Below are 18,424 nucleotides of genomic sequence, written 5' to 3'. Positions count from 1 at the left end.
AAACCGCCCGCACCCTCATCACCCGCCACAACACCACCACCACCCCCACCACCACACCCGCACCCACCACCACACCCGCACCACCACGCAGCTGAACACCGGCGCACCCAGGCCCTGTCGGTCAACCTGAACGGCGGCGCTTGGTGTGGGTGATCGCACGGCAATCACCCACACCAAGCGCCTTTCTGCACATCGCGGAACGCCTCCCGACCAGATGCCCGGCCGGGGCTCCTCAGAGGGCGTTCCGACCCGTGGCCGCCGCAGTGACCTTTCCCGGACGCCGCGGTTATCCGGGCATGATCCCCAAGAGGACAGCTGCGACCATCTTGCTCACCACAGCCGCCTAGGGAGCGGGACTTGCTGCTGCCGCGCCCGCCGGCGCGGGGGGAGTCGGCGACTTCCTTTCCCCTGCCTTCGGCACCAGCTGCTCCAACGTGCACAACGGTGCGCATGCGGCGGGCGGCACCACCCACGGCACCGGATCGGCCGGCGGCACCTCCTCGGACTCCCCATCGGCGGCCCCCTCAACCAGTGCGGCGGCGCAGACCTCGACCCCGAAGCCGACCTCGACGCGATGGAGAGCATGCTCCCGTCGCCGCGAGCACGAACGGTGAAGCTCTCACCGGAACGGGCAAGCGCCTCCTGGTGGCAGCCGCCGCGGAACCGCCCGGTCCGGTCGATCGCCGCTTTCCGGCCGCCCGTACGGCCATCCACGCGTCCGGCAGCCGTACGAAGTCCCGTACCGCGGCGCCCGTTCCGAACGGTCGGCATCGATCAGGTACCCGGCATCGGCGGCCTCGTTCCAGCGCAGAGCGTGCAGATCGTGCGGACGGGGGACACGTGGTCAGCGGTCCTGGGAGAGCCGGAGGAGTTCGGCGAAGGTTCCGCCGGCGTGGACCAGGTCGTCGTACCGGCCCTGCTCGGTGATCCGGCCGTGTTCCATGACGATGATGTGATCGGCGATCTTCGTGTTCTCCAGGCGGTGGGTGACCACGATGGTGATGCGGCCGGGGGCGATGGCCTTGATCCGCTCGGAGATCTGGTGCTCGCCACGCGGGTCCATCTGAGAAGTCGGCTCGTCCAGGATCAGCAGCCCGGGGCGCCGGTACAGAGCCCGGGAGCAGGCGATGCGCTGCCACTGGCCGCCGGACAGCTCCGAGCCGCCGAAGACGTCGCGGGACAGCAGGGTGTCGAGACCCGCCGGGAGGTCGTCGACGGCTTCGCGCAGACCGACCGCGTCGATCGCCTCCCAGACCGGGGCGTCGTCATGGGTGCGGGGCTGGCCGAGGGTGACGTTCTCGCGGACCGGCATCGGCCACTGGGCGAAGATCTGCGGCACCAGACCGGTCTGCGCCCACACGGCGGCCGGATCCACCTCGGCCAGATCGGCGCCGTCCCAGGTGACCTTGCCCTTGTCCGCCAGGTAGATCCCGGTGAGCAGGCGGGTGAGCGTGGACTTCCCCGAACCGTTCGCACCGACGATCGCCAGGATCCGACCGCGCTCCAAGGTGAGGGAGACGCCGTCGACGGCGGGCTTGTCCTTGCCCGGGTACTGGTAGACGACCTCCTCTAGCCGGATCTGCTGCACCTGGCCGGCGGGCCGGCTCGGGCCGCGCTGGGGCGTGCGGGCGGCCGCGTCGTCGAGGAACGCCTGCATGTCGCTCAGGTAGAGGCTGGTGTGGAAGACGGCGGCGCCGTTGATGACGACCTGGGAGAGCGCGGCGAGCGTGGTCTGCACGGCGATGACGGCCGTGGCCGCGACCGCCAGCTCGATCCGGCCCGAGACCGCCAGCCATGCCAAGGCTCCCCAGGTCGCCACGAGGAAGACGCCGCCGGCCAACGCGGAGAGCACCGCGATCCGCAGAGTGCGGGGCGCGGCGGCCAGGGTGCGCCGGTCGCACCGCTCGGACAGGGCCCGGTACCAGTAGACCAGGTAGTCCGTCATCGAGTTGGCGCGGACCTCGTCGCCGTACTTGGACGTGGTCGCCCACCAGCGCATCATCCCGCGCACGTTGAGGTCCGCGACGTTGGCGTAGTGGATCTCGTAGTCCACCCGGGCGGTCAGGACCGCCCCCACACCGGCCGGCAGCACCGCGAGCAGCAGCAGCGGCAGCATGAGCGGGTTCAGCACCGACAGCACCCCGCCGGCGGTGATCATCCGGATCAGCGCGGACAGGAACCGCTGGGCGTCGGTGACCATCACCCGGGTGCGGATCACTCCCATCTCGGCCGCCTCGTGCCGGTCGGAGAACCCCTCCTCCGCGTAGGCGGACGCCTCCACCCGGCACACCGCCTCGACCAGGGCGCTGTCCGTCTGCGTGGTCAGCCGTGGGCTGATCCGCCGCTCCGCGTACGCGGCCACCGCCGCCGCGCCGCGGCCGAGCGAGGCGGCGAGCGCGACCACCGCCAGTGCCGGGGCGGCCCCGTGCAGCCGGTCGCCGGCGGAGCCGTCGCCCAGGACGGGCCCCATGGCGCGAGCCGTGGCGGCCAGCAGCACCGCGGCCGAAACACCTGTGACCACCTGGCAGCCCAGCAGCAGTTGTACGGCGCGCCGGTCGGTCTCCCACGACAGCCGGGCGATCCGGCCCAGGACGGCCGGGATCTGCGCGCACATCCGCCGGAAGGAGACCTCGGCGAGTGGATTGACGGAGTACTGCCCGCTGTAGGTGATCTCCGCCGGCGGTGGCGGAGGAGGCGCGGGGTCCTGCTGTTCGTTCGATGAGGCAGAGGTCGGCATGGGTTCCCCCTGACGGTCGTCCGGCGTGCTTGTGAGGCTCAACGACCCGGCCGGGCTATCGAACACATGTGTTTCGGCCGGTCCTGGATTCCCACGGGGGAGCGGGTGGCGACGCATGGAGGATGCATGGACCCGGCCCAGGTACCAGGTCTGCGCATCGGCACGGTTGGCCGAATCGCCGACGGTGGTGCTTACGGGGCGGGGATGGGCGGTGGTGTCTTCGAGGCCGGAGTGGGCGGTGCTCTTGCGAGGCTCGCGTGGGTGCGTCCGCGCAGAACCCTTCCGGGTGAGGCGGCAGCTACTTGCCGGGCGAGTCCTTGGCCGTGAGCGCGGTGGCGGTGTCGATGATCGTCTGTTCGGTGGGGCGGGGCTGCCAGCCGAGCGTGCGTGCCTTGCTGCTGTCGACGAGCCTCTTGCGGCCGAGTTCGGAGCGCACCATCGCCATCTGCGGGTTCACTCGGGCCAGCAGTTTGACGATGAGGTCGGGCATGGTGCGCGTGGGTACCCTGGCGGCTTCGTCCGGGAGCTTGTCGCGCAGGATGCGGGCGATGTCCCGGTACCACAGGAAGCTGCCCGAGGCGAGGAAACGCTGCCCCGCGGCGGCGGGGCTCGTCATGGCGAGAAGGTGCAGTTCGGCGATGTCGCGGACGTCGACGACGTTCCAGCCGATGTTCGGGACAGCGGGGATTTCGCGGGCGAGCAGGCGGCGGATGACGTCGGTCGTCCCTGCCCCGTTCCGCGTGCCCAGTGGGGGGCCTTGCATGAACGTCGGCAAGATGGCGGACAGTTCGAGCCCGGCCGCTCCGGCGAGTTCCCATGCGTCGCGCTCGGCGAGGATCTTCGAGTCCGGGTACGCGCGCTGCGGGGTGCCGGACGGTTCGGCATACGTCGCTTCGGTCGCGGGCGTGCCCGAGTCGCCCGCACCGGCCGTGGTGCCGGACGAGGTGAGCACGGCACGCTTCACCCCGGCGCGGGCGGCGGCGCCCAGGACACGGCGGGTGCCCTCTCGGGCGGTTTTGACGAGGTCCACGCCTGAGCCGAAGGGCATCGGCGACGCGGTGTGCATCACGTAATCGGCGCCCTCGCAGGCCCTGTCCCACCCGCCGTCGCTGAGGAGGTCGGCGACGGCGAACCGGATACCCATGGCCGCCTCCTGGCCCGCGCGACCACTGACGGCTTCACGCACCTGCTCCGCCTGGCCGAGGCTGCGCACGGTGGTGCGCACCCGGTAGCCGCGCTCGAGTAAGCCCGCGATCACCCAGCCTGCCAGGTAGCCCGTTCCGCCCGTGACGAGCACCGTCTCACCGTTGTCACCGAGAGTCATGTACTCCTCCAACTTCATTGAGTTTCTCATTGATATAGGGAACGTACCATGGATCCATGACTGCCGACCGTGATGCGATGACATCGACGACTCACCGCGCGGATGCCGAGCGGAAAGCCGAGATCGTCCGTGTTCTCGTGGAAGTGGGGCACTCCGCGGACGCCGTCGTGGCCCAGGTGCTCGGGGAGTTCCAGGTGCCGGCCTCCGTCGCCGGCACATTGTGGGCGCTTGCGCCGGGAACTGAGCCGCCCACCCTGCGGGACGTGGCGGCCCGCCTCCGCTGCGATCCCTCGACGGTCAGTCTCGCCGCCGACAAACTGCAGAGCGTGGGACTCATCGCTCGCCGGCCTCACCCCTCCGACGGCCGCAAGCGAACCCTGGTCCTGACGGAACGCGGGCACGAACTATGGGAGGTGCTCAGGGCGCGACTTCATGCCTCCGGCCTCTTCGCCGGTCTCGACGCGGAGGAGCAGCGCACCCTGCTCGCGCTGCTCACGAAAATGCGGCAGCGGCACTAGGTCGTGTCTCTCAACTCCGTAACCAGGTGATGATCGCCGCCAGTACGGCTGCGGAGCGGTAGACGATCGCGAGTTTGTCGTAACGGGTGGCCAGGCCCCGCCACTGCTTGAGCAGGCTGAATGATCGTTCCACGACTTTCCTGCGCTTGTAGGTCTCGGTGTCCGGAGTCCGCGGCCGTCCGCCGCTGCGGCCTTTCCTCTTGCGGTTGGCCTGCTGATCGGCACGCTCGGGAATCACCGTGCGGATGCCACGGACCGCGAGGTCGTCGCGGACCTGTTGGGAGGAATACGCCTTGTCTGCGAGCAGTGCGTCCGGTGTGGTGCGCGATCTGCCAGGGCCAAGTCGTGAGACTCGGATGCCGCCCAGCAGGAGAGGGAGGACCTGTACGTCGTGGACCTGGCCAGGGGTGACCACGACGGACAGCGGGCGGCCGTTGCCGTCCACGGCGTGATGAATCTTGGTCGTCAGACCGCCACGCGATCTGCCTATGGCGTGGCCGGCCGGCTCGCCCCCGGTAGCCGGAGTTTCGTTCTTGCTCTGGCAGGTGACAGCGCTGATGTCCTTCTCCGGCCGGGTCGTATTCGTGGCGTGCTGGTGGGCCCGGTTGATGGTCGAGTCGACCGCGACCGTCCAGTCGATCCCGTTGACAGGATCGGCCTGGGCGGTCACTTGGGCCAGAACCGTGTCCCAGGTGCCGTCCGCCGCCCACCTTCGATGGCGCTTCCACACCGTCTGCCAGGGACCGAATGCTTCGCGGGGCAGATCTCTCCAGGGAATGCCCGTGCGGTACCGATAAATGATCCCTTCGACGATGCGGCGGTGGTCGGCGAACGGACGCCCTGCCTTCCCCGCGCTGCGGGGAAGGCAGGGCACCAGGCGTGTCCATTGCTCGTCGGTCAGCAGGCGCATGCGCCCGCTCGTGGTCACCGGGGCCGGTAGGCGGTGGCCAGCACGGAGACAGTGACCTGATCGGGCAGGACGCCGCCGTCGTTGAGGTCTGCGCGGCTCACGTGGCGTGCACTCGGCGTCATCCCAACCAGGTCCAGGGCATTCAGCTTGGTCAAGGGAACGGAGTACTCCACCTGCTCGGTGACGACGGCCTCGAACAAGGGGTCGAGCGCTCGGTGGAGGCGCTGCTCCTTGGCCGGATCGATCGTGATCATTGCAGGCATCTGGCCACGCAGCTCGGCCAAGTGCCGCCCGGTGGGTCGGACCACAATCAGCCGACCGGTCGGACGCAGCACGCGGTGGAACTCGGCCGGGTTGCGTGGGGCGAACACGTCCAGCACGACATCGGCCGCCCCGTCGGCCAGCGGGAAGGGACGGAAGACATCCCAGGCCACCGCGGCAGCTCGGTCGTGGGCACGGGCCGCCAAGCGCAGCGCGCGCACCGATGTCTCCAGTCCCAGACCACGGGCGCCAGGCAGCTGGTCGAGTACGCCGGCCAAGTAGTAACCCGTGCCGCACCCCACATCCACCACCGTGCCCTGCTCGGACACGACATCGGTCGCCAGGCGGGCCCCGACTTCGCGGATGGGCGCGTAGGCGCCGGTGGACAGAAAGCGGTCCCGGGCCTGGACCATGGCCGCGTCGTCGCCGCTGGTGGCGCGGGTGCCCGTCAGCAGGCTGGCATAGCCGTGCCGGGCAATGTCGAAGGTATGGCCCACCGGGCAACGCAGTGCACCGTGGCCAGGGTGCAGGCGGCGCGTACGGCACGCCGGGCAACGCAGCAGGTCGAGGGACAGATCGAGGGCAGGGGGAAGCGACACGGGCACGAGGCACTCCTGGCAAGGGGTGAAGGAAAGGGATCGTGCCTGCGCGATCAGAGCGTCACTGCCTCAGAAAGGAACGGGCAGCATCGGGACGTGGTTCTCGCAGCAGGTACACCAAGGAGGGCGACGCCGTCCGGCATCGCCCTCAGCGCCTTCCGATCACAGGAAGCAGCAGTGCGGGGTGCTCATGAATGCCACGTCATAAGTCTACAGGCACGGCGGAAACCCTCATGTCTCAGTGCCCCAGAGCAGTTGGGAGACATGGCCTAGTACTCCAGTTGCAGTTCGCGACCCCACTCAAGGCCGCCTGACCAACACCCCTTCCGCGAACTTCCGCGGAGCAGCACTAGAGGTACGGCGGACTCCGCAAGGGACCGTCCAGCCCGCCCTCGTTCGCCGCGCGTCAGCGCTGGTTGGCGTTGAAGCGTGCCTTCTTCTGGCGATTGCCGCAGGTGTTCATGTCGCACCATTTCCGGGTGCGGCTCTGACTGGTGTCGAGGAAGACGGCTCGGCAGGTCGGTGAGGCGCACAAGGCCAGTCTCCCGTCCCGTTCGCCTGCGATGACGCTGATCGCGTCGGCGGCGATCACGCTGAGGGCATCTTCCACAGGGGAAGCCGAGCCGAGCCGCCATCGCCGCTCACCCTCGGGCGTCAGGACGACCGCGGCCCGTCCCTGCGCGCTGCGGTCGTTGATGACTCGGACGGCGGACGCGGGGAGAGCGCCCTGGGTCGCGGCCGCTGTCGCGGCGGCGTGGATCGCCTCCCTCAGGTCCCGCGCGAGGTCGAGCTGGGCAGTGGTGCACGAGTCCACGGCGAGGCCGTGCAGTGCCAGCCAGTCGACGAGTCGCTGCGGCGTGGGAATGCGCTCGACAGGGGTGCCAAGACGCTCGGACAGAGTCCCCGTAAAGCTGGTCGTCAGCACGTTGCCGAGGCGGAAGTCGGGGAACGCAGCACGCATGGAACCACCTTAGCCGGTTGCAACGCGGCGTGCGGAGCTGTTAGAACCGTCTTAGACGGTTCCGCGATGGCCAGGAGGTCTCATGCCCCGTCCCACCGGCGACGTACACGCATTCGAAGCCCACGCGACTGACGCCGACCTCGACGAGCTGCGCGCGCGGCTGGCCGCGACGCGACTGCCGGAGGCCGAGACGGTCCGTCGCGCCGAGCCCGGCCCGCACCGATGGGAACAGGGCGTTCCGCTCGCCGGCCTCGTCGATGTCGTGAACTACTGGCGCACCGGGTACGACTGGCGGTCGTTCGAAGAACGCCTCAACGAGATCGGGCAGTTCCGTACGACCATCGATGAACTGGGAATCCATTTCCTGCACCGCCGATCCGCGCGCGCAGATGCCACTCCGCTGATCCTGACCCACGGCTGGCCGGGCAGCATTGCCGAGTTCATCGATGTGGTGGACGTGCTGGCGGATCCGGAGGACGGAGACGCGCCGGCGTTCCACGTCGTGATTCCCTCGCTGCCAGGCTTTGGTTACAGCGACAAGCCCGCCGCCACCGGGTGGGGCGTCGAAAAGATCGCGGCCGCATGGGTGGAACTGATGGGAAGGCTCGGCTACGGCAAGTTCGCAGCCCACGGCGGCGACTGGGGAGGCAATATCACCACGGTCCTCGGCGGCAGGTTCCCGGAGCACGTGCTCGGCATCCACACCACGTTGGCGGAGGCACCGCCCGGGCTGACGACGGACGGGCTGACGGCGGTCGAGCGCAAGTGGGTGGAGGAAACCCGCGATTTCCGAAGCCGTCGCGCGGCGTACGCGAAGCAGCAGGCGACCCGACCGCAGACCATCGGCTACTCGCTCGTCGACTCACCCGTCGGGCTTCTGGCCTGGATCCTCGACAAGTTCGCCGAGTGGTCGGATACCGAGGACAGCCCGTTCGAGACGATATCCAAGGACCGCGTCCTTGACGACGTCACCCTGTACTGGCTGACGCGGACCGGTGCGTCGTCGGCCCGCATCTACTACGAAAGCCACAACTCGCTCGATCCCGACCTCCGGGTCGACGTCCCGTCGGCCCTCACCGTGTACCCCCGCGACATCGAGAAGTGTCCGCGCCCCTGGGCACAGGAGCGGTACCGGCAGATCGTCCGATGGAGGGCACCCGAAGTCGGGGGCCACTTCCCGTCGCTGGAGGTGCCCGAGTATTTCGTCCAAGATCTGCGAGAGGGCCTCGCGGCAGTGCTGGCCGCGCATCGCTGAACCTGGCTGTTCCCGGTGAAGCAGTGCAGGGCCTCGCCGCCCCGTACGCCGGTACGCCGGTGCCACCGCGTCCGGTTCGCCTCCGTCGGTCACCTCCGCCGTCGTCACGGCTGTCGCGGCAGCCGGCGATCACTCTTGACGGCCTCGGCGATCTGCTGGGCGGCCTGGGCGGGGGTGAGGTGCGTGGTGTCGACGACCTCGGCCTCGGCGTGCAGCCACGTGCGGGCCGCCTCGGCGTAGGGCTCAAGGTAGCGGAGACGGAACGGGGAGTCGGGGCCGAGTACGGTGTCGCCCGCGATGCGCGCGCGGAGGGTGTCCTGGTCGGCATGGAGGACGAAGTGCCGGACCGGAATGCCGTGCTGGGCAAGGCCCGAGCTGATCTCGCGCCAGTACTGCTCGACCAGAACGGTCATGGGCATCACCAGGGTTCCGCCGGTGTAGTCGAGGACGCGGCGGGCGGTCTCCACCACGAGCGGCCGCCAGGGCGGCCAGTGTTGGAAGTTGTCCGTCGCGGGCAGTCCCGGCTCGATGTCCATGAGCGTCTCGCCGACTTTCTCGGCGTCGAACACCCGTGAGTCCGGAATCAGATGCTGGACGAGCACACCAGTCGTCGTCTTGCCCGCGCCGTGCGTGCCGTTGAGCCATACGATCATGGACACGACGCTAGCGTCGTGCGGGCCGCAGGGACGGGCAGAGCAGAAAGTCCGGTGCGGTCGATCGCCTTGGCCAGTTGCTTGGTGTGGTCTTCGGGCAGTGGCTTGAGGGGGCCGTAGTAGAGCTGGTGGTCAGCTTTGTGGGGGCCAGTGGATGGCGTTGTCTGTCTCCCGGGTCCGGGCGGCGCGTAGTTCGAGCGCAGGTGCGATGCGCGGGGCCGGCGTCGAGGGCTTGTTCCAAGTCGCGGGCAGTGTCGGCGACGTCGACGCCGGCACACGGTGTGGCAGCCGCGGAGCGTCTGCAAGCTCCTTTTCAGCCGCCCGGTTTGACCGCTCGGTGTACGTCGGCGGCGTAGGCCTCGGGCTGTTCCCAGGCTGCGAAGTGGCCGCCGGCGGGGTGTTCCACGTAGTCGCGAACGTTCAGGAAGGCCTCTGCGTAGCTTCGCGGCTCCGGCTTCAGGTCGCGCGGGAACACGGAGAGCACGGTCGGCGTGTCGATCCGGTCGGGAAGGGTGACCGGTTCGGCATAGGTGGCGAACGAGGTGCCGATCGTGCCGGTGACCCAGTAGGCGGTGACCCAGGTGAGAAGCTCGTCCGGTGTGAAGGCCGACTCGTCGGACCAGGACTGCAGTTTTTCGACGATCCATGCCAGGAGGCCGGCTGGTGAGTCGCCGAGGGCGACGGCGAGCGTGTCCGGTCGCGTCGACTGCTCCGCGATGTACCCTCCCCCGGTGCGGAACCACTGCTCCGACCGGCGGAGGTAGGCCGCCGCGTCGGGCGCCAGTTTCGCCGGGTCCGCCGTGAGCGCGCGCAGCGGGGCGATGTTCGTGAGGTGCAGGGCGGCCACCCGGCCCGGGTGCGCGGCCGCGAGGATCTCCGCGGCGGTGCCGCCCACGTCGCCGCCGGACACCGTGTACCGCGGGTAGCCGAGCTGATCGAGAGCGTCCGCGACGGTCCCGGCGATCTTGTTGACCGACATACCGGGAACGGTGAGCGGGGCCGCGAACGGGAAGCCCGGCAGCGCGGGAACCACCACGTGCAGGTCCGCTAGCAGAGGCAGGACGCGCTCGAACCGCAGCACCGAGTCCGGCCAGCCGTGCAGCAGTACGACGACCGGGGCGTCGGGATCCGCGGACCGCTGGTGGATCACGCGCAGCTCGGTGTCGCCGGCCTGCACCGTTACCCAGGGGACGGCCTTTTCCTGGCGGCGACCCGGGTCGAGATCCCGGTCTCCGACTCCTTCGACGGCGACCGTTCCGCGCTGGGTTCGCGCCTCGCGGCGAGCATCGTCCTGCGCTGGTTCGGTGCACCCGGGGAGGATCCCCTGCTCGTGCTGCAACGCGCGTCCGGCGAACGCCCGGAGGCGGCGGAGGCACTGGCCGCCTTCCTGGACACCAACTCGCTGGAACCGCTGTACCGCTATCTGCGCGACAGCGGCCTGGACGACGCGGACGCCCGCAGCCGCGCCGCGGCGATCGACGCCTTCGTACTCGGCGTCTCGACCCGCCGCCGGGTCCTGCGGTCCGAACTCGGCGATCCCGCTGCTCTCGAGGCTTGGCTGAGCGCCACCATCCAGCGTCTCGCCGACGGATGACGCACGATGGCGAGGCTGCCCGGGTGGTGGGTTGGCCGAAGCGTCTTTGCCGTCCACTCGCGCCGGCGTGCCGCTTTCGCCGGCGTAGTCGACAGGGTGGCCGGTGGCAGGGGTGTCAGGGTGTGGCAGGCGGACGCCGCCGAGCGGTAGCTGAACCACTGCCGGGTCTGCCGGGTCTGCTGGTCCGTGAAAGCGGTCAGGGCGCAGTGACGAGCACCGAGCAGACCTTTGCCGCCAGCCCCGCGAACTCGCTTGTCGGCCAACGGCGTCGAGAGGGTGGTCGGGGCGGGAAGGCCGGCCCCGGCCCACCTCCTCGACGCGAGGCTCAACCGGCCAGCGCAGCGGTGACCGGTGCCGGGTCAGCCGTGTACGGCTCGGGCCACGAGGAGGACGTTCAGGACGCTGATCGCGGCGCACGCCAGGGTGGCGAGTGCGGTGGTCGCGGCGCGGTTGGCCATGGAGCCCATCAGGGACCGGCGGGCGGTGAACCACAGCAGGGGGCCGAGCGCGCAGGGGATGCCGCAGGACAGCACGATCTGGCTGAGCAGGAGTGCCTGGGTGGGGGGAATCCCGGTGGCGAGGACGGCCAGCGGCGGTGTCATGGTCAGCAGCCGGCGGGTGAGCAGGGGAATCCGCCGGTGCAGGAAGCCGCGCATGATGACCTGCCCGGCGAAGGTGCCCACTCCGGCCGAGGCCAGTCCCGAGGCGAGCAGGGCGAGGGCGAAGGCGAGGGCCGCGCCGGGCCCGAGTGCGAGTCGCAGCCCGTCGTGGAAGTCGTCCAGGCTCTCACCGCCCTGTCCGGGTGAGCGCAGTGCCGTCGCGGCGAGGGCGAGCATGCCGGCGTTGACCAGTCCGGCCAGGCCGAGGGTGAGGGGCAGGGAGATCCGCTGTCCGCGCAGCACCCGCCGCTTCTCCTCCGGTGGGGTGGTGGCCGGCATTTTGCCCAGGGAGGAGTGCAGGTAGATCACATGGGGCATGACGGTCGCGCCGACGATGCCGGTGGCCAGTGTCAGGCTTTCGTTTCCGGCCAGGGCGGGCCGCAGCCCGGACAGCGTGCCGTGCCAGGAACCGGCGCGCACGAACTGGTAGGCGAAGCCGGCGACGAGGACCAGCAGCAGCAGCGCGGTGACGGTCTCGAAGCGGCGCCGCCCCTCGGGGGCCAGGACGAGCAAGGCCAGCGACAGTGCCGCCACGAGGAGCGCGGCGGGCAGGAGCGGCAGGCCGAACAGCAGGTGGAGGGCTACCGCTCCGCCGACGAACTCGGTCAGGTCGGTGGCCATGGCGACGAGTTCGGCCTGGCCCCACAGCGCGTAGGTGACCGGGCGCGGGGCGTGCTCCCGGCACAGTTCGGGCAGGTCCCTGCCGGTGGCGATGCCTACTTTGCAGGCCAGGTACTGCACGCCCGTCGCGACGGCGTTGGACAGCACGATCACCCAGAGCAGCAGGGGCCCGTAGCGGCTGCCGGCGGTCATGTTGGTGGCGAAGTTCCCCGGGTCGAGGTAGGCGACGGACACCACCAGGGCCGGACCGAGCACGGCCAGCCCGTGGCGGCCCCGCAGCGGCCCGCGCCCGGCCCGTGGCCCGGCGGCGACGGTCCCGGGGGCCGCAGGAGGTGGGCCGGCCCCGGCTAGCGGGTGCTCTTCCCCGGTGGTCTGGTGACCGGCGGCCGGGTGACCGGTGGTCTGGTGACCAGTGGCCGGGTGCCCGTCGGCCGGGTGGCCGGGAGCCGTGGTGGGAGCCGTGGTGGGAGGCCTGAGGGCGGCTGCGGGGACGCGTCGGCAGGAGCGTGGGTCGAGCATCATGCCCGGCTCCGGTCGCCGACGGGTTCCCCGGGCGCACGGTCGGCGCCGTGCGGCCGGCGAAGCGCGCCCGCCCGCGGCCGGGACACGGCGGCCCGGCAGGCGGCGGCGGTGAACAGCGCCGCCACGATCAGCCACTGCGGCCAGGCTCCCAGGGCCAGGGCGGTCACGGCGGCGGCGCAGTACAGGCCGTGCAGGAGGAGACGTGCCGGGGCCGGACGGGACCGGTGCCGTGCCGCGGCGGAAGAGGGGACTGCCATGCTCGCTCCCCGGGTTGCGTGACGAAGTGCGGACCTGGAGTGGGGGTGGAGAAGACCGGAGCGGGGTGATGAGGGGCAGGGGGCCGGGTCGGGCCGGCGTGCGCCCGGCTCGCGGGCCGTGGCCTGGCGGTGCGGCGCGGCGGGACGGGGCCGGGGCCCACCGTGAGCGGTGGGCCCCGGGCCGGAAGGTCAGTCGTCCGGGGTGATCGCGTCCTTGATCTTGCCCTTGATCCCGGTCTCGGTTCCCAGGACCGGTCCCTTGGGCTTGCCCTGGCTGCCGTCGTAGGTGGCGAACAGCTTCGGGTCGGGCGGGGGCGCCATGCCGAGGTCGCCCAGCGGCTGCGGTGTCTCCAGCACGGTCAACTCGTGCTCGCCGTCCGGTGCCAGACCGGAGGCCCACAGTCCGGCCCCCGACTCGGTGCCGTCGGACAGGTGCCACAGGGTCTGCGCGTGCTCGCGGTACTCCTCTTCCTCCAGCCCGCCGGGCACGACGTAGTTCTCCAGGCCGTCCTCGCGGAGCTGCTCGATCGCGGCGAGCCACTGGTTCTGGTGCACGGTGTCCCGGGCCAGGTTGAACCGCAGCATGTTCTTCACGCCCGGGTCGTCGGTCATGTTGTACAGCCGTGCCGTCTGCAGGCGGCTCTGCGCCTCGGCGGCGACGTTGGCGTAGAAGTCGGCCATCAGATTGCCGCTGGCGATGGCGTAGCGGCCGTTCCACGGGTAGCCGTTGCTGTCCGCGGGCAGGGCCGCGCCGCCGGCGATGATCGCCTGCTGCGGGTCCATGCCGCCCAGGACCGCGCCCACGGCCGGGTCGCTGGTGGCCATCTTGGTGGTGGCGGTCGCGGGCGCGCCCTCCAGCAGCCGGGCGATCATGGTGGCCAGCATCTCCACATGGCCGATCTCCTCGGTGGCTACGTCCATGATCAGGTCCTTGTACTTGCCCTTGATCCTGGCGTTCCAGCCCTGGAAGAGGTACTGCATCATCACCGACATCTCGCCGTAGGCGCCGCCGACCAGCTCCTGCAGCTTGTGGGCGTAGGCGGGGTCGGGCTTCTCCGGCTTGGCTTCGAACTGCAACCGCTGGGTGTGGGTGAACATCGCTGCTCCTTGGGGGCGTATGCGGTGCGGCCGTGAACGGCGGGTCCTGCCGGCGCCGAGGGTCGCGGGGGCCGATGACGGTGACGTTAGGCGCCCCCTGTCACCGCCTCGTCTCCGCCGGCGTACCCCCGGCGCCACGGGCCCCGGGAGCCACACAGCCATACGTGCTCCGGTCCGCGCCGGCCCCGGGAGCCCCACGCGCTCCGGTCCGCGCCGGCCCTGGGGAGCGACGCGTCCCTGCCCCGGCAGTGAGACGCCCCCGCCGACGGCGAGACGTGCCCACCCCCCGGAGGCATACGTGCCCGCGCCCCGGAGGCATACGTGCCCGTTCCTGCCAGCCCGGCCCGGTGCCCATGCGCGCAGGCGCCCCGGTGACGCGGCGGAGACGGCGGCGCGTGGGAATTCACCGGGGACCGCGCGGCCGTTTGCCCCGGCGGCCCCCGGATACCCGGGCCCCGCGAGAGTCCCAGGCGCTGCGACAGCCCTACGGGCGCCGCCCCCACGCGAACAGATGCGAGCAGACGGTTACGCGTATGAGTGCTGACAACGTCCCCCGCCGAACCGTCCAGGACAGTGCCTCCTTCCTCACGCTCCTGGGCGGCTTCCAGTTGCAGGTCAACCAGCGTGGCGTCTATCTCCCGCCCTCGGCCCAGCGGCTCCTCGCCTACCTCGCCCTGCACAACGGAGTGGTCTGCCGTGACCAGGCGGCCGAACTGCTCTGGCCCAACCTGCCGCGGGCGCGGGCCGGGGCGAGCCTGCGCTCGGCGCTGTGGCGCATCTCCCGGCGCAGCAGCCCCCACCCGGTGGTGGACCTGGGCACCACACGGCTCTCCCTGTGCAGCCGGGTCAGCGTCGACCTGCCGACCGCCTCCCGGTACGCCGCCGCGCTGGCCAACGGCTCCGGCGACGACCCGCCGGGCGAGGAGATCCCGGGCGTACTCCGCGAAGAACTCCTGCCCAGCTGGTACGACGACTGGCTGGTGGACGCCCGGGAGCACTTCCATCAGCTGAGGCTGCACGCGCTGGAGGCCGCCAGCCGTCACCACCGCTCGCACGGACGGCTGTGCACGGCCCTGATGTACGCGATGACGGCGGCCGAGGCCGAACCCCTGCGGGAGAGTGCCCACCGCGAGATCACCGCCGTACATCTCGCGGAGGGCAACGCCACGGAGGCACTGCGGCACTTCACCTCCTACCGGCACCGTCTGCACCGGGAACTCGGCCTGCCCCCGTCCACGGAATACCGCCGCCTCATCTCTCCCTACCTGGGCCGTCAGCCGTCCGGCAGAGGATGACCACCGCTCCGCGCCACCCGCGCTCCTGGCGCCCGCCGGGGGCACGGGTGGTGCGGTACCGGCCGCAGGGTCCGGGACGTACCGGAGTCGGCTCGGGACCGGGTCCACTGGCTGCCGCCGGGCGCGGTCATCGGATCAGCTTGCACAGGACGGGGACGGCGGTGCCGGCGCTGGTGAGTCCGACAGCGACCGCGCCGGCCACCGGGACATCGGCGAGGACGGCGAGTGTGCCCATGACGACGCCGATGACGAAGGCGACGAGCAGGACGACGGCCGTGTGCAGGGACAGGAACGGCTGGGAGTTCCGCGGTGTGGTCATGTGCCGACTGTGCGCTGCCAAAGGACCCGACCCGCGTGCACCGAACAACCCCGGAAAAGCTCGAACAACCGGTCACCGGCACCGGCCACCGGGCGTGTTCGGCGGGAGGGTCCTTCCCCTCCGGCACCGTTCGGGATTGTTCGGCGAAGTCCGCCACGGAGTGCCCGAAGCGCCCTAACCTGTCCTGTCACAGGGCGACGGGGGGCGGGATGGCGCAGCGGCACGACCCACACGCCGGTGGGAGCATCTACGAGGAGCTGCTTCAGGAGCAGGCCCGGGAGCTGAGGGCGCTGAAGGCGCGTGCGGGGAATCCGTCCATGAGGAAGGTCGCGCAGCGGGCCGCGGACCTGTTCGCCGACGAGAAGGCGGTCCTGGCGCCCTCCACTCAGAGCGCCTTGTTCCACGGCGGCCACTCCCGCCGCGACACTCTGCTGTGGCTCGTGCGCACGCTGCTCTCCTGGGACCGGGACGGCGAGCCGCCGGCCTATGGCGCGGCCGAACTCGACGCATGGGACGAGCGCTGGACGGCCATCACCCAGGCCAAGCCGCGACGCCGGGCCCGCGGCGGGCTGAAGGCGTACCTCGCCGATGTCTGCCGCGCCGCACAGGCTCCGGAACCCTACGTCTCCCAGTCGGTGGTGAGCTGGCACGACGGGCGTCCGGCCGAGCGTGCGACGGCCCGGCCGGCGAGCGCCGCCGTCTTCACCACCGGGCCGCTCGTGGTGCTGCTCGGCGATCCCGGCGGCGGCAAGACCGCGTTGCTACGACGGCACCAGCTCGACGTGTGCCGCCAGTGGGAGGCCGGAGTCCGAACTGCCGCGCTGCCGGTCTACGTCGTGGCCACCTCGCTCGCCGACGAGCCACTCGCGGCGCCGCTGCTCGCCCGCCCGCCCGCACCCGGCTCCCACTGGCTGGTGCTGCTCGACGGTCTCGATGAGATCACCCACGCACCCACACGCCGGGAGACGCTGCGGGGCGTGGTCCGCTGGGTCGCGCGACGCGGGAAGACCCACCGGCTCGTGGTCGCCACACGGCACCTGTCCGCGCAGGAGCTGAGCGATCTGCAGGATGCGGCGCCCGTCTGCCTGGAACTCTTGCGGTTCGAGACGGAGGATGTCCGGAAGCTGGCCGCGGCGCGGCTCGACCCGGAGCGAGTCGACGGCCTCATGACGGCGATCGACGACGCGGGCCTCGCCGACCTGGTCAAGCTGCCCCTGATCGGCGCCGTCGTCTGCCGGTCGTACCGGGACCATCCCGACCGGCCGCTGGGCAGCACCCGGGGCGAGCTCTACGACGAGTTCCTCACCGGGCTGATGGCCACCACACCGCGCACGGACACCCTCCCCGAGCATCACGCGGGCCGGCAGGGCGACGCCGGGGCACCGGCGGGGCTCAGCCCGGCGGTGCGGGAACACGTCGACGCTCTGAGCACGCTGCCGCCCGCCGACCTCCGTACGCTGCTGCAAGAGGTGGCCGCCCGTCGGCGGGAGAGCGACGCCGGCCGGCCGGTCATGGACATCCTGCTGGAGCAGCCCCTCGCCAAGCGACCGCCCGGCGTGCCGGCCGAGTGGTGGAAGGAGTGGCTCATCGCCTGCTTCCGGCGCAGCGGGGTGTTCCGGCAGCAGGGCGCGGAGCTGGAGTTCGAGCATCACACGTACGAGGAGTTCCTGGCCGCCTGCGCTGTTTGTGAGCCGCCCGGGCGTGGCCTGGCGGAGCTGCGCCGTGTCCTTGACGGCCACCGGCGCCGGCTCTGGCCGTGGCGGCCCGCTCCCGGTTACCGCCCGGGGGGCGGCCGGGGCCAGCGGATGTGGACGGCCGCGGCCGTCGACGGCGAGAACATGTCCTACCTGGGCTTCCTCATCGACCGGCTCACCGGTGCCGCCACGGCGGAGCTGGAGAAGCTGCCGTCATCCGCCGGCATCAGCGGCTCCACGTTCCTCGCCGCCCAGAAGCGGCTCGGAACCCACCTCCCGGCCGAGGTGGGGCGCCAGGCGGTGGAGAAGCTCCGGCGGCACCTCAAGGCCGGTGGCCTGGCACGGTTCGGCGCCGCGGTCGACATCGACGGGGTGAACCAGCTGGACCCGAACTCCGTGCCGGTGGCCGAGGCCCTCGCCGCCCTGGCGATCGACGACTCCCGGGTCGACGCGGCCGGCGCGCTGCTCGCCTTCGCCGAGAGCCGGGCCGAGGGCCGGGCGGCGCTGCGCGCACTGGCCCGCTCGCCGCGACTGACCAGTGTGCAGGGCCGGGTGGCGGCGGCGACGGCGCTCGTCCACGACGGTGACGCAAGCGGCCCCGGCCTGATCGTGGACCTGGCGTCCGACCCGGGACTGGACGACGACACGCGGCTCGGCATCGTATGGCGGCTCACCGGGCTCCGCCGGCACCTCGCTCTCGACCTCCTGGACAGCTGGATCGACGCCCGTACCGGAGAGGATCTCTGGTTCAAGGCGGCGCTGATGGTGGTCAAGATCGACGAGGCGCACGGCGTCGCGAGGATGAAGGCCATCGCCGACGATCCCGCCTGCCCCGCCCACAAGCGCCTCAACGCGGCCTATGTGGCCGCGCGACACCACGATCCCCGGGCTCCGGAGGACCTCGCGCGCTTCGCCCGCGACCCTGGTCTGGAGGAGGACCTGCGCGTGGCGGCGGTGCACCTCCTGGCCGAAATCGGGCACCCGTCGGCCGTGGCGGTACGCGACGAGCTGACCCGGGACACGCACCTCACCTCCAGGGCCCGGAAGTCCCTGCGCCGGCTTCCGTCGAGCGACGAGGGCATGGCCACCCGGCTCGGCGAGTAGAAGAGGAGGGGCAGGAGCGGGTGCTCACCACCCCTGAGGGGCC

General features: G+C 71.2%; 16 protein-coding genes. 5 read left to right on the top strand and 11 right to left on the bottom strand.

From position 1 onward, the window contains the following. Positions 1 to 844 precede the first annotated feature (844 nt). Positions 845 to 2,737: an ATP-binding cassette domain-containing protein gene (locus ACH4OA_RS34390; RefSeq protein ID WP_397973413.1), complete on the bottom strand. Its 1,893-nt coding sequence runs from the start codon at positions 2,735 to 2,737 to the stop codon at positions 845 to 847. Between the two features lie 298 nt (positions 2,738 to 3,035). Further along, positions 3,036 to 4,079: an NAD-dependent epimerase/dehydratase family protein gene (locus tag ACH4OA_RS34385; protein ID WP_397973410.1), complete on the bottom strand. Its 1,044-nt coding sequence runs from the start codon at positions 4,077 to 4,079 to the stop codon at positions 3,036 to 3,038. A 38-nt stretch (positions 4,080 to 4,117) separates the two neighbouring features. On the opposite strand from ACH4OA_RS34385, the gene ACH4OA_RS34380 reads away from it, so the two are divergent. Then, positions 4,118 to 4,579 (top strand): MarR family winged helix-turn-helix transcriptional regulator, encoded by a 462-nt coding sequence (locus ACH4OA_RS34380; RefSeq protein ID WP_397944637.1) that lies wholly within the window; start codon positions 4,118 to 4,120, stop codon positions 4,577 to 4,579. Positions 4,580 to 4,589: 10 nt separating this feature from the next. Here the strand turns inward: ACH4OA_RS34380 and ACH4OA_RS34375 are convergent, their stop codons facing one another. The 3 genes from ACH4OA_RS34375 to ACH4OA_RS34365 all read right to left on the bottom strand — a co-directional run bounded on the left by ACH4OA_RS34375 (position 4,590) and on the right by ACH4OA_RS34365 (position 7,310). Next, on the bottom strand, positions 4,590 to 5,489 hold the full coding sequence (locus ACH4OA_RS34375) for an IS5 family transposase (RefSeq protein ID WP_397973408.1): 900 nt from the start codon (positions 5,487 to 5,489) through the stop codon (positions 4,590 to 4,592). 14 nt (positions 5,490 to 5,503) lie between these two features. Beyond that, the gene (locus tag ACH4OA_RS34370) at positions 5,504 to 6,355 is read right to left on the bottom strand and encodes a putative RNA methyltransferase (RefSeq protein ID WP_397973406.1); all 852 of its coding nucleotides are present in this window, start codon (positions 6,353 to 6,355) and stop codon (positions 5,504 to 5,506) included. Positions 6,356 to 6,755: 400 nt separating this feature from the next. After that, positions 6,756 to 7,310 carry a CGNR zinc finger domain-containing protein gene (locus tag ACH4OA_RS34365; protein WP_397973404.1) on the bottom strand — a complete coding sequence of 185 codons (555 nt, stop codon included), beginning with the start codon at positions 7,308 to 7,310 and terminating at the stop codon, positions 6,756 to 6,758. An 82-nt stretch (positions 7,311 to 7,392) separates the two neighbouring features. On the opposite strand from ACH4OA_RS34365, the gene ACH4OA_RS34360 reads away from it, so the two are divergent. Continuing rightward, on the top strand, positions 7,393 to 8,565 hold the full coding sequence (locus ACH4OA_RS34360) for an epoxide hydrolase family protein (protein WP_397973401.1): 1,173 nt from the start codon (positions 7,393 to 7,395) through the stop codon (positions 8,563 to 8,565). Positions 8,566 to 8,669: 104 nt separating this feature from the next. Here the strand turns inward: ACH4OA_RS34360 and ACH4OA_RS34355 are convergent, their stop codons facing one another. Both ACH4OA_RS34355 and ACH4OA_RS34350 read right to left on the bottom strand, forming a co-directional pair. Then, complete coding sequence (locus ACH4OA_RS34355; protein ID WP_397973399.1) at positions 8,670 to 9,218, bottom strand: ATP-binding protein; 549 nt, start codon at positions 9,216 to 9,218, stop codon at positions 8,670 to 8,672. 313 nt (positions 9,219 to 9,531) lie between these two features. Next, complete coding sequence (locus tag ACH4OA_RS34350) at positions 9,532 to 10,368, bottom strand: alpha/beta fold hydrolase (RefSeq protein WP_397973396.1); 837 nt, start codon at positions 10,366 to 10,368, stop codon at positions 9,532 to 9,534. Here ACH4OA_RS34350 and ACH4OA_RS34345 point away from each other — a divergent pair. Next, entirely contained in the window at positions 10,360 to 10,812 is a 453-nt protein-coding gene (locus ACH4OA_RS34345; protein ID WP_397973393.1) for a TetR/AcrR family transcriptional regulator, read from the top strand. The two genes, ACH4OA_RS34350 and ACH4OA_RS34345, sit on opposite strands and share 9 nt — an antisense overlap. Before the next feature lie 359 nt (positions 10,813 to 11,171). On the opposite strand, the gene ACH4OA_RS34340 is transcribed toward ACH4OA_RS34345, so the two are convergent. The 3 genes from ACH4OA_RS34340 to ACH4OA_RS34330 form a co-directional block, all read right to left on the bottom strand. Further along, positions 11,172 to 12,347 carry an Nramp family divalent metal transporter gene (locus ACH4OA_RS34340; RefSeq protein WP_397944416.1) on the bottom strand — a complete coding sequence of 392 codons (1,176 nt, stop codon included), beginning with the start codon at positions 12,345 to 12,347 and terminating at the stop codon, positions 11,172 to 11,174. Positions 12,348 to 12,610: 263 nt separating this feature from the next. Next, the gene (locus tag ACH4OA_RS34335; RefSeq protein WP_365883182.1) at positions 12,611 to 12,871 is read right to left on the bottom strand and encodes a hypothetical protein; all 261 of its coding nucleotides are present in this window, start codon (positions 12,869 to 12,871) and stop codon (positions 12,611 to 12,613) included. A 189-nt stretch (positions 12,872 to 13,060) separates the two neighbouring features. Continuing rightward, positions 13,061 to 13,969, bottom strand: a complete 909-nt coding sequence (locus ACH4OA_RS34330; protein ID WP_365884205.1) for a manganese catalase family protein — start codon at positions 13,967 to 13,969, stop codon at positions 13,061 to 13,063. Between the two features lie 533 nt (positions 13,970 to 14,502). On the opposite strand from ACH4OA_RS34330, the gene ACH4OA_RS34325 reads away from it, so the two are divergent. Then, the gene (locus ACH4OA_RS34325; protein WP_397944414.1) at positions 14,503 to 15,264 is read left to right on the top strand and encodes a BTAD domain-containing putative transcriptional regulator; all 762 of its coding nucleotides are present in this window, start codon (positions 14,503 to 14,505) and stop codon (positions 15,262 to 15,264) included. Between the two features lie 127 nt (positions 15,265 to 15,391). Here ACH4OA_RS34325 and ACH4OA_RS34320 read toward each other — a convergent pair whose 3' ends face one another. After that, on the bottom strand, positions 15,392 to 15,583 hold the full coding sequence (locus ACH4OA_RS34320) for a hypothetical protein (RefSeq protein ID WP_397944412.1): 192 nt from the start codon (positions 15,581 to 15,583) through the stop codon (positions 15,392 to 15,394). Between the two features lie 209 nt (positions 15,584 to 15,792). On the opposite strand from ACH4OA_RS34320, the gene ACH4OA_RS34315 reads away from it, so the two are divergent. Next, positions 15,793 to 18,381 carry an NACHT domain-containing protein gene (locus tag ACH4OA_RS34315; protein ID WP_397973390.1) on the top strand — a complete coding sequence of 863 codons (2,589 nt, stop codon included), beginning with the start codon at positions 15,793 to 15,795 and terminating at the stop codon, positions 18,379 to 18,381. Positions 18,382 to 18,424: the final 43 nt, after the last annotated feature.

This window comes from Streptomyces sp. NPDC017095 (genome assembly GCF_044332325.1).
GTDB lineage: Bacteria > Actinomycetota > Actinomycetes > Streptomycetales > Streptomycetaceae > Streptomyces.
The sequence above is the reverse complement of the archived record's forward strand: the minus strand, read 5'-3'. Positions and strand labels throughout refer to the sequence as shown.